The following is a 14,246-nucleotide window of genomic DNA, read 5'->3' as shown; positions in this document are numbered from 1 at the left end:
ACTTCAAGTAGCCAGCGCGGCCGCTGATTGCTCGAAAATCGATTTCTTCGCAAGAATTGGCACGAGATCATCCGCCGACATCGGCACGCTGAAATAGAACCCCTGGCCCACGCTGCAACCTTTGGCGCGCAATAGCGTCAATTGCCCGGACGTCTCAATACCTTCGGCAATGATATCGAGGTCCAGACTTCGGGCCATGCTGATGATGGCGACCACGATGGCCGTGTCGTTTGGATCGACAGTGATATCGCGGACAAAACTCTGATCAATTTTCAACTTGCCGATGGGCAAGCGTTTCAGATACGAAAGGCTGGAGTATCCGGTGCCAAAATCATCCACCGCGAGATGCACGCCCATTCCGGCAATTTCATTGAGCAGCATGACGCTGACTTCACCCTGCCGCATGACCTGGCTCTCGGTGATTTCCAGTTCAAGCGAGTCTGCGTCCAGTCCCGTTTCCGCGAGAATTCCAACCAGCAATTCGACGAAACCCTTATCGGTCAATTGGCGCGCAGAAAGATTTATTGCCATTCTTCGTTGCGGATAGCCCTCCTTCCGCCAGGCAACAGCTTGCCGGCAAGCCTCCCGCAGCACCCATTCGCCGATTTCATTTATTAGCCCGGTTTCCTCGGCAAGAGGAATGAACTCGCCGGGCATCATGGTGCCGCTATCCTCGGACACCCATCGCACCAGCGCTTCAAACGCGATAATTTCACCGGTATTTAGATCAATCTGCGGCTGGTAAACAAGCGTGAAATCGCCATTCTTGACGGCGGCCCGCAGGCTGGATTCCATGGCCGCACGACGCTTGACGACAATGTTCATTTGCGGCGTGAAAAACTGATAGGTGTTCTTCCCCAGGGCTTTGCCATGGAACATCGCGGTATCGGCGTTCTTGAGCAGCGTGGGCGGGTCGCGACCATCATCAGGATACAAAGCGATACCGATGGAGCCCGACACATGTTGGTCCGCTCCGCCAATCTGGAATGGCGCACGCAGTGCCTCCAGGATTTTTTGCGCTACACGGGTCGCGCCCTGGTGTCCTTCAAGTTCATCCAGCAGCACAATAAATTCATCCCCCCCTTGGCGTGCGATGGTGTCATGGGTGCGCACCGAATCGATCAACCTTTCCGCCACCTGGCGCAACAACTCGTCACCCACATCATGACCGAGCGTGTCGTTGATATTCTTGAAGTTGTCAATATCGATGAACATCACCGCAAACCGCTTGCCGGAGCGCTCCGCGCGGCCAATCGCCTGCGAAACGCGATCCTGCATCAACGATCGGTTCGGCAGTCCAGTGAGCGCATCGTGAAACGCCAAATGCTGGATACGCTTTTCAATATTCTTGCGATCGGTGATGTCGCGCGTGTTAACGATCACTCCCCGCACCTCGGGCACGTCGAGGCAGTTCTTGCCAATCGCCTCCAAAGTGCGCCATTCACCGTCGCTTCGGACGACACGAAATTCGATGGCACGATCCATCTGACCGCGCGTCAGCAATTCGCGAAATGTATCCCGCATGGCCTCGGCGTCATCGCGATGCACCAGATCGAATTGTGAAACGCCGATCATTGCCTCGGGTGCATAGCCCAGCAAGTGTTTCACCGATGGACTTTGGTATCGGATCACGCCATCCGCGTCCAGCACGGTGACAATGTCCATTGCGCTCTCGGTCAACGCCTTGAAACGCCCTTCCGAAGCTTCCAGCGCTTCCGCAACCTGTTTGAAATCGGTGATATCGGTCAACACGCCAATCACGCCAGCGGGGCGACCACCCGCATCGGTGAACTGGCTTATGTGCCTGACGATATGACGCTCCATGCCGCGTCCGTCTTTCACGACATCTTGCGTGACCAATGTCCTGCCGGTAGAGATTACTTCGCGATCCTCGATCTCCGCCACCGTGGCAACTTCGGCTCGAAGCAAATCGTGCGGCCGCTTGCCGATCCATTCTTCGCGCCTCTTGGAAAAGAACAGCTCCCACGCGCGATTGAAACCCAGATACGCACCTTCCGCGCGCCGATAGAAAATCGGCGAGGGCATGACTTCCAGCAACTCCTGGGTGAAATGCAGCTGCTGATCCAGCGCACGCGACGTTTCCTTGAGGCTTGTGATGTCGCTGCAAATAACCAGCACACCAATAATCTCCTGCGATGCACCACGCATCGGTGCGGCCGAGATACTGATTTCCACTTCGGCGCCATTGCTTCGCTTGCGGGTGATCTCGTAGTTGAAAATTGTCTCACCCGCCATGACTCGCCGACGCAATTCCAGCGCCTTGTCGGCGTTGCCCTGGGCGACAAGCGGCGAGCCATTACCAAGCGCCTGTTCGGTACTTACTCCGAACATCGTCTCCGCAGCCGGATTCCAGAGCGTGACAACGCCTTTGGGCGTCACCGAGTAAATGGCGAGAGGCGATGTTTCGACCACCGCCTTCAGTGATTCGTTGAGCGTCTGCAGCGTTTCCTGGGATGCGCGATATTGCGAGATATCTTCAATCGAGCCCAGTGCGTATATTGGCTCGCCGGCGGCATCGCGCACGATGACACCGGATCGCTGCGCCCACATTACCGACCCATCTTTGCGCACATAGCGCTTTTCTTTCGCAATCGGCGCGGCTCTCCTGAGTTCGACGGTATTGTGGATCAACGCCTCATCGTCGCGCTGATCGTCAGGGTGAGTGACGTCAACAAATCGTTTGCCGATAAGTTCTTCCCGGGTGTAGCCAAGCATTTCACAAAAACGTCTGTTGACCAGCGTAAAGCACCCATCGCGATCTATCTGCGTCAATCCGACGCCGACGAGATCAAACGCCTCCCGGAATTTTCGTTCACTTTCGGATAGTTCAGCCTCTCTTGCCGCCACGGATTCCGCCAGCCGGCGAATAGTGCGGCTGAGGTGCTCGAGTTCGGCATACTCGCGGTGCTTGCCGGTGCCCACGGCGAAATCGCGAAAGTCCTCTTGCTGCAGGCGTTCAGTCAACCTGCGAATTGGTTCACCTATTTGACGGGCAAAGATCGCTCCAAGCAGCGCCGACAGCAACACTGCGCCGAATCCCCACCAAAGCAACTCACCGCGCATGCGATCGGCGACGTCAACGGGCAGGCCGCTGTCCGCGCCAATTCGAACTGCAACGAGACCGATCAACAGGGCAACCACGAGTGTGATCGCTGCAAAGCAGGCGATGATTCGCAGGTTCATGCTCGACCATGCAACGCCCGGCGCATTTACAGAATCCGGCTCCCCCATTTTCGATGAACGATCGTTCGTCAATCCGTCTGCCACGATTTGTTCGGATGGAAGATTCCGGGCCATATAGAAGTAATTCGCTTTCGATTCACTTTTGTTCGGAAGCTGGATTATCAGTTGATTTGACAAAACTGGCGAGGCGCACAGACCATCGCCACACAAGCGACAACTCAGCGCAAAGCGTGCCCGAAAGATGCACCCACCGTCAGCAGCTTGCTCCAGATCGTTTCTGCCGCGGATGCTCCCAACTTGCGCGCAAGTTGTTCAGAAAAAGTGTCATCCGGTGTGTAATCGACCACCTGTTCGGCTTTGATGACTTCACGCGCCACATAGTCGAGACTTCCGAGCCCGTCCGCAAGCCCAAGTTCGACACTCTTCTCGCCCGACCAGACCAACCCCGAAAAAGTGTCCGGTGTCTCCTTGAGACGCTTGCCGCGACCCTCCTTCACCACCTTGATGAACTGCTGGTGAATCTCAGCCACCATCTCACCCGCGAGTTTTTGCTGTTCCGGATTCGCCGGCGAAAACGGATCAAGAAATCCCTTGTTCTGGCCGGCGGTAATCAGCCGGCGCTCAACACCAAGCTTGTCCATGACCCCGGTAAAGCCAAATCCATCCATGAGTACGCCGATCGAACCGACAATGGATGCCTTGTCGACAAAAATCTTGTCTGCCGCTGCCGCCACGTAGTAGCCGCCTGACGCGCATACATCCTGAACCACCACATAAAATGGAATGTCCTTGTGCTTCGCGCGCAGACGCCTGATTTCATCATTGATGTACCCCGCTTGCACGGGACTGCCGCCCGGGCTGTTGATGCGGAGCACGACGCCCTGGGTATTCTTGTCTTTGTAAGCCTGCTGAAGGGCACCAATGATTTTATCGGCCGACGCCTTGGAGTCAGCCGCGATCACGCCCTTGAGCTCAATTAGCGAGGTGTGTTTTTCCAGGGTGCCTGCTTCGTGCTTGCCCCCCGCCCAGCCCATTGCGACAAATAGCAGCAGGAACATGAAAGACAGCCATCCCAGGCTCAGGATGACTTTCCAGCGGCGGCTGCGCCGCTGTTCCGCCAAGGATTCAAAGGCCAGCTTTTCCAGCACGCCGCGTTCCCAATTGCCATTGTCTTGTGGTGTATCCATTTGCCTGCTTCAGGTGTCCGTAAGATTGCACAGGATATCGTGCTGCAGCACGACATGGTCCGCCTCAATTCGCAAGGGGATTTTTTGCAGATGGGCGCCTTGACACGGCCCGGCGATGCAAAGTCCGGTATCCGGTTCGAACAGGGCACCGTGCGTCGCGCAGACCAAGTATAAGCCAGTTTCATCGAACACCTCCCCTGGCTGCCAGTCCAATGACGTGCCACGATGGGGGCAAACATTGACGTAGGCGTGAACGTCGCCATTGTGGGCTATCGCAAAAGCGGGCAATTCCCGCCCGTGACGCTTGATGTCGAAGCGCACGGCTTTGCCACTGTCGGGAAGCTGCTCGCGCCGGCACACGCGGCGGATCTGATCTATGCGTTTGTCCGCATCCATGCCGTCAACTCGCCAACGCTATCGAACACACCCAATGCCGGCATGCCGGCCAGCGCGCCACGCGGATGCGCGCCATAGGTCACCGCGAGCGCATCCACTCCCGCATTGCGCGCGAGTTCAAGGTCGTGTGTCGTGTCGCCGATCATCAGCGTGCGCACCGGATCCACCGCAGTGAAGTCCATCAGTTTGAGCAACATGTCGGGATGCGGTTTGGGGAAGCCTTCGTCGGCGCACCGCGAATAGTGAAAATGCGGCTTCAATCCCGTATGGCCGAACGCCCGCTCCAACCCCGCGCGCGGTTTCCCGGTGGCGACCGCGAGGAAACGCTCAGGCGCCGCCAGGCTTGTAAGCAATTCGCGAATGCCGGCAAACACAGGTGCCTCATGATCACGCGCCACAAAATGCTTGCGATACGTCAGTGCGTACTGTGTTTGCGCGGCGACATCGAGTTGCGGAAAAAGCCTTTGCGTTGAATCCCTGATGCCGAGACCGATGATGGATTTCGCCTGCTCAAGCGTCGGAATCGGCAGTTCCATATCGCGGGCGGCCAGTTGAATGCAATCGGCAATCAAGCCGGTTGAATCCATGATGGTGCCATCCCAATCGAAAACAATCAGGTCATATCGCTGGTCACGCATTGCCGTTTTTGCCATCAGGTTTGCCGCAGGTAATTGAGGTACTTTTCAAGGTCCGCGGACAATGGCGCCTCAATGGTCGTTTTCTCGCCCGACAGCGGATGGGGAAATGCCATGCGGCGCGCGTGCAGGAACATTCGTTTCAAACCGCCATGCTTGATCGCGGCGACGTGTTTGTTAAGTGTGAAATCGCCGTACTTGTCATCGCCGATGATCGGAAAACCCGTAGAACCCAGATGCACACGTATCTGGTGAGTGCGGCCCGTCATGATCTGGCAATCCAGCAACGTTGCACCAGTCAATTTCTCCACGCGAGTTACGATGGTGTGAGACTCCTGGCCATCATCTTCATCCACCGAGACACGCCGTTCGCCGCCCGCCGTCACATATTTGGCGAGCTTGGTGCGAATATGCCGGCGCTCATCCAGCCAATTTCCCTTTACCAGCGCGAAATAGTGTTTTTCGATGCGTTGGGCGGATTCGCCGCGCAACATCGCATGCATGGCCGTAAGCGCGCTGCGTTTCTTGGCAATCAGCAATACACCCGATGTCTCACGGTCGATGCGATGAACCAGCTCCAGGAATTTGGCCTCGGGCCGCATCGCGCGCAGGCCCTCGATCACGCCAAAACTGATGCCGCTGCCACCATGCACCGCCATGCCAGCCGGTTTATTGATGGCCAGCAGCGCATCGTCTTCAAACAGAACATCCAACGTCAAGCCCCGCGTATTTCCTGACTTTCCGGCCGAAAATGCTCGCGAAGCCGCCTCAATGCTGGGGTTTTGTGATTTTTCCGCAATTCGCACCGGCGGAATCCGCACCACGTCATCTTGTTCCAGTCGGTATGCGGCATCGACCCTCCCCTTGTTTACCCGCACTTCGCCGGAGCGCACGATGCGGTAAACGTGACTCTTGGGGACGCCTTTCAAGTGCGTTGCGAGGAAATTATCGAGGCGCTGCCCCGCAGAACTCTCGTCGACCGTGACAAAACTGGCGGCGGCAGCCATTGCCTCAACGTTGCCCGGCTTTCCCGCTGGAGAATCTTTTCCGCGATGCGGCATGTTAGGTTATACTCATATCTCGTTGATTTTGAAGCGAGTCCCAACCAGTTGCAGGGAATCTGCCAGTCATCCGCGCCTCAGGCCAAAAGCCTGAAAAAAGCCGCTGACCGCAACTTGAGGATGTCGTGCCGAATCACCGTTTCGCCGGACGTTTCGCTTTCCCGCGCAGTTCCCAAGACCTACTGCCAGCGCAAGCCAAGCCCTGCCGCAAACGGAAAACGGGCGGTCGTTTTTTGCTCACCGCCGGCCTCAATTTCATTGGGCCAAACAAGTAGCGATACTAAACGATTTACGCGCACCGTCCGCGAAGCGGATAGCAGCACCGGGTGGCGTGAAGATGAACAATTCGGTGGTTTCGCGGTGCAGTACAAAACATCGCGGGCAAATCACCACGGGTACTTCGCAGCTTGCGGCGGAACATTGCATCCGCAAGCCGAAACACAAAACAGTCGACGCAACGCACGCTCCTCATGAAATCTGGACATCACCTCAATCAATATCTGATGCCGCTCGATCCATTGATCGCAGCGGGTGAGTCTGGCCGTTTCATGCAAGCCGCGCGCCAGTAGCTCTCGTCGCCGACTGAGCGCCCCGCTCTTCACGGGTGGCGCGTCCCGTTTTGTTCATCTTCCTCCGCTCGTTTGCTGAATAAGCGCGCTATAAGCAATCGAGGAAGAACTATGAAACGCATGCTATTTAACGCAACCCAGGCCGAAGAGCTTCGGGTTGCCATCGTCGACGGGCAAAAGCTCATCGATCTGGATATCGAACACGCTGGCCAGGAGCAGAAGAAAAGCAACATCTACAAGGCGGTCGTCACGCGTGTCGAACCCTCCCTCGAAGCAATTTTTGTCGACTACGGCGGTGAACGCCACGGCTTTTTGCCCTTCAAGGAATTGACCCGCGAATATGTGCAGGGCGAAAGCGGCGAAGGTACGCGTGCCCGAATCGCGCAGAACCTCAAGGTCGGCAACGAGATTCTGGTTCAGGTGGAAAAAGATGAGCGTGGCAACAAGGGCGCGGCACTGACGACCTATATTTCGCTTGCGGGCCGCTATCTGGTACTGATGCCCAACAACCCGCGCGGCGGCGGCGTCTCGCGCCGGGTCGAAGGTGAAGACCGCACGGAATTGCGCGAAACGCTCGATCAACTTGAGATCCCCGAAGGCATGAGCGTCATTGCCCGCACCGCCGGCATCGGCCGCAACGCGGAAGAGCTCAAGTGGGACATGAATTACCTGATTCAATTGTGGGAAGCCATCGAGGGCGCAGCCAAGGAAGTCAAAGGCCCGGAACTGATCTACCTCGAATCGAGTCTCGTCGTTCGCGCGATCCGCGACCTGTTCCAGCCGGACATCGGTGAAATCCTCATCGACACGCCAGAAATTTTCGAACAGGCGCAGTCGTTCATGTCGACCGTAATGCCGGCCAACGTCGGCAAGGTCAAGCTGTATCATGACGACGTTCCCCTGTTCTCGCGCTTCCAGATTGAGCACCAGATTGAAACCGCGTATCGCCGCGATGTCACGCTGCCATCGGGCGGCGCCATCATCATCGACCACACCGAAGCATTGGTGTCGATCGACGTCAACTCGGCGCGCGCCACCAAGGGCCACGATATCGAAGAGACCGCGTTCCGCACCAATTGCGAAGCGGCCGACGAAATTGCCCGCCAGTTGCGCCTGCGCGACCTCGGTGGACTGGTGGTCATCGACTTCATCGACATGGAGTCAACCAAGAACCAGCGCGAAGTGGAAAACCGTTTGCGTGATGCCTTGCATCACGACCGCGCGCGCGTCCAGACCGGCAAGATCTCGCGCTTTGGTCTGCTCGAACTCTCGCGCCAGCGCCTGCAACCGGCGCTGTCGGAATCGTCATACATTCCCTGCCCGCGTTGTCATGGTCTCGGCCATATCCGCGATACCGCGTCGTCGGCGCTGCACATCTTGCGCATCATCCAGGAAGAGGCCATGAAGGAAGGCACCGGCGCGGTACACGCCCAGGTGCCGGTCGACGTTGCCACCTTTCTGCTGAATGAGAAGCGCCAGGACATTCACCAGATCGAGATGCGTTTCAAGGTCAACGTTCTGCTGATCCCCAACATCCATCTGGAAACACCGAACTACGAGATGGAGCGTCTGCGTAGTGATTCGGAGAAACTGGATCTGGCAACGCCAAGCTACGAGATGGTCAATCGCCCGGTCGAAGAAGTGGCCGCAAAGGCCGCCGAGGTCGAAGCCAAGCCAAGCCGCCCGGAGCCGCTGGTCAAGGGCATTACGCCATCGCAGCCGGCACCAATGGCCGCGGACCCGTTGCCCGAGCGCCATCGCGCAAACGCCACCGTCCAACCCGCAGCGGCCGCCGCACCGTCTTTGTGGAAACGCTTCATGAGCATGTTTGATGCGGAACCCGCACCAGCGCCGCAACCGATCGCCGAGACGCGTCCGGCAAAACGTGAAGGACGCAATGACCGTGGGGAGCGAAGTGAACGCAATGACCGCGGCGGACGCGGTGGTCGTGGCGGCAGCGGCGACGGTGACCGCAAGCGTAGCGACCGTGGCGAGCGCAAGGACCGCGGGCCAAATCAAGCGGCCGGGCAACAGGATCGTGGCGATCGTCCGCCCCGCAGCGATGGCCGCAAACCAAACGAGCCACGTCGCGACGCGCGCAATGAATCACCCGTCGATTCAAAAGAGCCACGCACGCCGGAAGCAGCAACGCAAAAACCGCGTCAGCAGCAACCTGCCAAGCCGGCATTGGAAGCCCGTCCCGTTGAAGGCGCTGAAGAAGGTGAAGGTCGTGGACGCCGGCGTCGTGGTCGCGGTGGCCGTGGCGGACGCGATGGACGCGAAGGCCGGGAAGAGCGTGGAAGTACAACGCAGGCAAATGCACAACCAGGCGCGCAACCGAATGTTCAACCTGGCGATTCGCAAGCCATGCCCGCGGTGACTGGAGCAGAAGCAGCGCAAACCAGCTCGGCTATGCTTGCCGCACCCCAGGCAGCAGGTAAATTTGACGTTGTGCCAGCTGCCGCGGTGTCGGCATCGGTTGCAACAGCGATAATGGTGCAGGAATCCGTCCCGGCGGCATTGCCCCCTTCTGTTGATGTGCCAATGGAACGATCCACACCTCCATTACCACCTGTGGTCGTCGCCGCTGTCGAGCCAGCGCAGCCTTCGCCAGCCATCCTCGCTCCGCAGCAAGCGCCGGCACCCGCATTTGCGCCGGTCATTGCCGCGCCAGTCGATCAGATTGCGGACGAACAACCTTCTGCGCCGCGTCAGGCGCGCCAACGACCACGCCAGAACAGCAGCGCAGAAAGTGCGCCGCTGGTGTTTATCGAGACCGCCGCGGACAAAGTGCAAAGCATGCTGCCGGCGGCGGAGGAAGAAGCACCGCGCCGCCGCACACCGCGACCGCGCAAGCCGCGCGACACGGTAACGGAACCGCTGGTGTTTGTCGAAACGCAGCCGGTCAGCAAACCCGAACAAACAACGCCGTAAATTTCGAATGCATGCCGAAAAACCCTGTCCCCGCGGACAGGGTTTTTTCTTTTGGAGATTCGATTATGATTATTCAAACGGAGGACATATGCCCGACACCAAAACGCCAATAGATTTTTATTTCGATTTCTCCTCCCCCTATGGCTACCTCGCCGCAACCCGCATCAACGCACTGGCCGCGCACCACCAGCGGCGCGTGAACTGGCGTCCCATTCTGCTTGGCCCCATGTTCAAGGCCGCGGGTACCGCACCGCTGCTCGGCATTCCCCTCAAGGGGCCCTATGCCAGTCGCGACATCCCGCGCACGGCGCGTTTCATGAAAATTCCGTACAAACATCCAGAAATATTTCCCATCGGCACGCAGAATGCCGCGCGCGCCTTCTACTGGCTCAATGATCGTGATCCAGTGAAGGCGCATCAATTCGCGATGGCCTGCTACGCCACTTACTTCGCGCAGGGCATCGATATTTCCTCAGCGGAAAAAGTCGCGGATATTGCTGCGTCCCTCGGCGAAGATCGCGCGCAGGTGCTGGCCGCCTTGTCCGACCCCACCGTCAAGGAACGATTGAAGAATGAAGTTGATGCCGCGTTGGCCAAAGGCGTATTTGGCTCGCCGTATTTCATCGTCGATGGCGAGCCATTCTGGGGGAACGACAGGCTGGATCAACTTGATGCATGGCTGGCGACGGGCGGATTCTAGGCGACACAAACTCAAGCACTGGCGCGGCCTTCCGGGCGAAAACGTCTTGACACCCCCGCCAAATGGCGATCTTCGTTTCGTAGTGCTATGAAAGCTTCCGCCCCATCGGATAAAACTCATCGTTCGCGCGCATGCCGGTGAGATTGGCCATGCGGTTCGACAGCGCGAAAAACGCGGCGATCGCGCCGATATCCCACACGTCCTCGTCGTTGAAGCCATGCGCGTGCAGCGCCGCAAAATCGGCGTCGGCAATCCGGTGGCTTTCTGTTGCGACCTTCACGGCGAAATCCAGCATCGCCTTCTGCCGGGCGCTCAGGTCGGCCTTCAAGTAATTTGCCGCAACCTGATCGGCGATCAGCGGATTCTTTGCGTAGATGCGCAGGATCGCGCCGTGAGCGACGATGCAATAGATGCAGTGATTGGCCGCGCTGGTGGCGACCACAATCATCTCGCGCTCCGCCTTGGTCAGCGCGCCCTCCTTCAACATCAAGGCATCGTGATACATGAAAAATGCCCGGCATTCATCCGGCCGATGCGCAAGCGCCAGAAACACATTCGGCACAAAGCCAGCTTTTTCCTGGACCTTTTCGATGCGTTCACGCAGGTCGGCGGGAAGGTCACTTAATGCGGGAATGGGATATCGGCTGATGGGTTTTGTGTTTGCGTTCATGTCATTTTCCATATCGAAATAAATCCGGCGCGCCCAATGCAGGAATCAACTCAACGATGCCGCCCGCGAAAATCTCCACAGCCAGCGCGGCCAGCAACAAGCCCATAATGCGTGTGGCAACGTTGACAGTCGTGGTACTCATGCGGCGGCCAATACGAATGGCCAAACGCAACGCCAGCCACGTCGCCAGCGCAACGCCGATGGCCACGGCGGCCACCGCCAACAAGTGCAATGCCGATTTCTTTTCGCTGGCGTAAATGATGATGGTCGACATCGCACCCGGTCCCGCCAGCAGCGGAATCCCCAGCGGCACCACGGCAATGCTGGCCTTGTCCTCGGCCTCGAGTGCTTCCTCGGGTGTTTGCTTGTCGCGCGCCGGCATCGCCTGCATCATCGCTACCGCATTCAGCAGAATGAGGATGGCCCCGCCGACCTTGAAGCTCGCCAGCGAAATACCGAAACCTGCCAGCACGCGTTCGCCCAGCAGCGCGGAGATCAACAGCGTCGCGGCGACGGTGATCGCGGCGATGCGCGCGATGGTCTTGCGCTGGAAATCATTCTGCGAAGCCGTCATCGCCACGAACACCGGCATGATGCCGAGCGGATTGACGATGACGATCATCGCCACAAAAATCTTGACGTACGCGGCGAGCGACAACAGTCCTTCCATGATCAGCCTGCGTGCTTCCGTGGTGGTTTCGGCCGGGCGGCGTGCGGATGGGTGATATGCCGAAGCAGGCCTTTGCAGCCGTGCTCGATCAACTCGAGCGCATGCTCAAAATCCGCCGCGCTCCCGTAATACGGGTCTGGAACCTCCAGCGCGCCGGCATCCGGCGAAAATCCCAGCAGCAACTCGATCTTGTGCGCCTGCTCCGGCGGGCACACCGCTTTAAGGTGCCGGAAGTTCTGCACATCCATCGCGATCACGTAATCAAACTTCAAAAAATCCGCCTCCGCCACCTGTCTGGCGCGCAGCTTTTCCAGCTCGTAGCCTCGACTCGCGGCGAGCGCGATGGCGCGCGGATCCGGCTTTGCACCGGCGTGCGCGCCAAGCGTGCCGGCGGAATCGATTTCCATCTTGCCGGCAAGTGGACTTTCGCCAACCAGTTTGCGGAACACCCCTTCGGCAGTGGGAGAGCGGCAGATGTTGCCCATGCAAATGAAGATGACGCTGGTTTTTTTCGTATACATTCAGAGGTGAAGAGTTTTATGGCCCGCGTCTTTTTGTGACATTTCTGACGCAGGACAGGTGTGAAAACGTCCCATCTCGTCATAATACAATCAATCACTTACACCGCCCAAGTGTGGGAGTATTAATCCTTGTAGCGCGGCAGGCAGGCTCCTGTTAAATTCACTTTGCGAAGGGCTCGTTTCGGCCAGGAACGGAAAGGCACAAGTTTGTGCAATTGGTCAATTCCTACCTGAACAGGTAGGTTACGCCAATCCAGAATTGGGACAGAATACGGACCAGACTGCATTGTCTTGAGAGAAAATACATGCGACATTGGATAAAGTTGGTGGTACTTGTTTCAGGGCTTTTGGGCGGCGTCGCTGAAAATGCATTTGCCCAGTCCCCGCCCCGCGGAAACACCGGTTTATGCGATTCTTTCGTTGATCGGCGACCAGCTCGATATCGTGATCCGGCAGTTGCAAACGGGCACACGCCTCGACAGCAACATCCACCAACCTCTGCCGATCACCGACCCGATATTCGATGAAGCGGCAGTGACGGCGGCAGGAAATGCGATTCGCGAGGCCGTACCGAAGGTCGAAGTCGCCGCGCTCCGTACGCGCAGCCAAGTGCTATTCGACAAGCAGGCCACGCTCTTCGAGGTCAAGGGCGAGACAATGGCAATCCCGGACGCGATCAAAGATGCGTTGCGTGAACAGGGCGCCACAAAACTCGTGCTGATCGGCAAACGTCGCGACGATGCATCCTTCATGTTTGCGAACGGAACTTACGATGGCGCAGGCAAGCTTGAAGGTCTCGGCTTCTATCTGGATGGCAGTTGGAGTACACATACTGTCGATCCGAAAACGGGTGCAACAAGCCAGGGAGGCATAGGATTCATTGCCCCATTTGCATTCATGGAAGTCACGCTGGTCGACTTTCCTTCTTGCCGCATCCTTGGCAAGAAAAAAGTGGCTGCCTATTTCATGGCAGGTTCCGGTCGAGCGGAGCAAGACATCGGCGAGCCGTGGCGCGCACTGACGTCGGCCGACAAGGTCCGCCTGATCAATCAACTTGTCACACGCGATGTCGCGGTGGCTGTTAAGGGATTGGTTGCTGGAATAGGCGCGGTGAAGTAGGGACGAGATTTTTGTGGGAGCGCGGGATGGTTGATGTTTCAAACGCAGTGTAGGCATACAGTCAAAAGCATACAAATTGAGTCCAATTTAGCGACTTGAACGAATTACATATAGCAGCGCAAAGCTTCGATTCGTCAAGAAAAAAGGGAAAATCGTGCGTGTCTCAATTGTATTGGTATTGATAACCATAGCTCTCGCCGGATGTGCAAACACTGAAATTCTCAGGGATCCGCATGCCTGCTGGCAGCATCATCTTAGCGAAAAGAACTATCACAATGTTGTGACTTTCTGTGTGGCCGCCGATAAAGCCGCGAAGAGTGTCTTTTTTCCGAATGCGTCGTTTCCGGGCATCAAAACCAATGCAGACAAGCTGGTGTAATGGTGATTGCGCCAAGTGGAGGGATGAATCTAGATTTTCAGAGCGGCTCTTGCGAAAACGGTCGGACGTTCAGCGCCGGCAGATTGACCTGTCTGGCAAATGAAAATCGATCGTTGTCTTGCAGGTTCAGTGAAGAAAGTCTTCCAGACATCTATGTATTTTCGCCGCTGCCAGCCGGCACAAAACTCCCGTGAACAAAGG

12 protein-coding genes are annotated in these 14,246 nt (G+C 57.5%); 4 read left to right on the top strand and 8 right to left on the bottom strand.

The genetic code is table 11. The features are described 5' to 3' along the window. Positions 1–3: 3 nt before the first annotated feature. The 5 genes from IPP88_06320 to IPP88_06300 all read right to left on the bottom strand — a co-directional run bounded on the left by IPP88_06320 (position 4) and on the right by IPP88_06300 (position 6,429). Complete coding sequence (locus IPP88_06320) at positions 4–3,204, bottom strand: PAS domain S-box protein (GenBank protein MBL0122348.1); 3,201 nt, start codon at positions 3,202–3,204, stop codon at positions 4–6. A gap of 218 nt (positions 3,205–3,422) precedes the next feature. Next, positions 3,423–4,391 carry a S49 family peptidase gene (locus tag IPP88_06315; GenBank protein ID MBL0122347.1) on the bottom strand — a complete coding sequence of 323 codons (969 nt, stop codon included), beginning with the start codon at positions 4,389–4,391 and terminating at the stop codon, positions 3,423–3,425. 9 nt (positions 4,392–4,400) lie between these two features. Then, on the bottom strand, positions 4,401–4,787 hold the full coding sequence (locus tag IPP88_06310; protein MBL0122346.1) for a Rieske 2Fe-2S domain-containing protein: 387 nt from the start codon (positions 4,785–4,787) through the stop codon (positions 4,401–4,403). Further along, the gene (locus IPP88_06305) at positions 4,766–5,425 is read right to left on the bottom strand and encodes an HAD-IA family hydrolase (GenBank protein ID MBL0122345.1); all 660 of its coding nucleotides are present in this window, start codon (positions 5,423–5,425) and stop codon (positions 4,766–4,768) included. The genes IPP88_06310 and IPP88_06305 overlap by 22 nt, the downstream gene beginning before the upstream one ends. A gap of 14 nt (positions 5,426–5,439) precedes the next feature. Further along, on the bottom strand, positions 5,440–6,429 hold the full coding sequence (locus tag IPP88_06300) for an RluA family pseudouridine synthase (protein ID MBL0122344.1): 990 nt from the start codon (positions 6,427–6,429) through the stop codon (positions 5,440–5,442). Between the two features lie 734 nt (positions 6,430–7,163). Between IPP88_06300 and IPP88_06295 the strand changes: the two genes are divergently transcribed. Both IPP88_06295 and IPP88_06290 read left to right on the top strand, forming a co-directional pair. Then, on the top strand, positions 7,164–9,986 hold the full coding sequence (locus tag IPP88_06295) for an Rne/Rng family ribonuclease (GenBank protein ID MBL0122343.1): 2,823 nt from the start codon (positions 7,164–7,166) through the stop codon (positions 9,984–9,986). Between the two features lie 88 nt (positions 9,987–10,074). Further along, complete coding sequence (locus IPP88_06290) at positions 10,075–10,686, top strand: 2-hydroxychromene-2-carboxylate isomerase (protein MBL0122342.1); 612 nt, start codon at positions 10,075–10,077, stop codon at positions 10,684–10,686. A gap of 85 nt (positions 10,687–10,771) precedes the next feature. Here IPP88_06290 and IPP88_06285 read toward each other — a convergent pair whose 3' ends face one another. Genes IPP88_06285 through IPP88_06275 form a run of 3 tightly spaced genes read right to left on the bottom strand, consistent with a single transcriptional unit; the run spans position 10,772 to position 12,547 of the window. Next, positions 10,772–11,356, bottom strand: a complete 585-nt coding sequence (locus IPP88_06285) for a peroxidase-related enzyme (GenBank protein ID MBL0122341.1) — start codon at positions 11,354–11,356, stop codon at positions 10,772–10,774. A 1-nt stretch (position 11,357) separates the two neighbouring features. Then, positions 11,358–12,026, bottom strand: coding sequence for an NAAT family transporter (locus tag IPP88_06280; GenBank protein ID MBL0122340.1), 669 nt, complete (start codon positions 12,024–12,026; stop codon positions 11,358–11,360). A 2-nt stretch (positions 12,027–12,028) separates the two neighbouring features. After that, positions 12,029–12,547 carry a low molecular weight phosphotyrosine protein phosphatase gene (locus IPP88_06275; protein MBL0122339.1) on the bottom strand — a complete coding sequence of 173 codons (519 nt, stop codon included), beginning with the start codon at positions 12,545–12,547 and terminating at the stop codon, positions 12,029–12,031. A 366-nt stretch (positions 12,548–12,913) separates the two neighbouring features. Between IPP88_06275 and IPP88_06270 the strand changes: the two genes are divergently transcribed. Then, the gene (locus tag IPP88_06270; protein MBL0122338.1) at positions 12,914–13,666 is read left to right on the top strand and encodes a hypothetical protein; all 753 of its coding nucleotides are present in this window, start codon (positions 12,914–12,916) and stop codon (positions 13,664–13,666) included. Between the two features lie 154 nt (positions 13,667–13,820). Next, positions 13,821–14,045: a hypothetical protein gene (locus IPP88_06265; protein MBL0122337.1), complete on the top strand. Its 225-nt coding sequence runs from the start codon at positions 13,821–13,823 to the stop codon at positions 14,043–14,045. Positions 14,046–14,246 lie beyond the last annotated feature (201 nt).

This window comes from Betaproteobacteria bacterium, from assembly GCA_016720925.1.
Taxonomy (GTDB): domain Bacteria; phylum Pseudomonadota; class Gammaproteobacteria; order Burkholderiales; family Usitatibacteraceae; genus UKL13-2.
The sequence above is the reverse complement of the archived record's forward strand: the minus strand, read 5'-3'. Positions and strand labels throughout refer to the sequence as shown.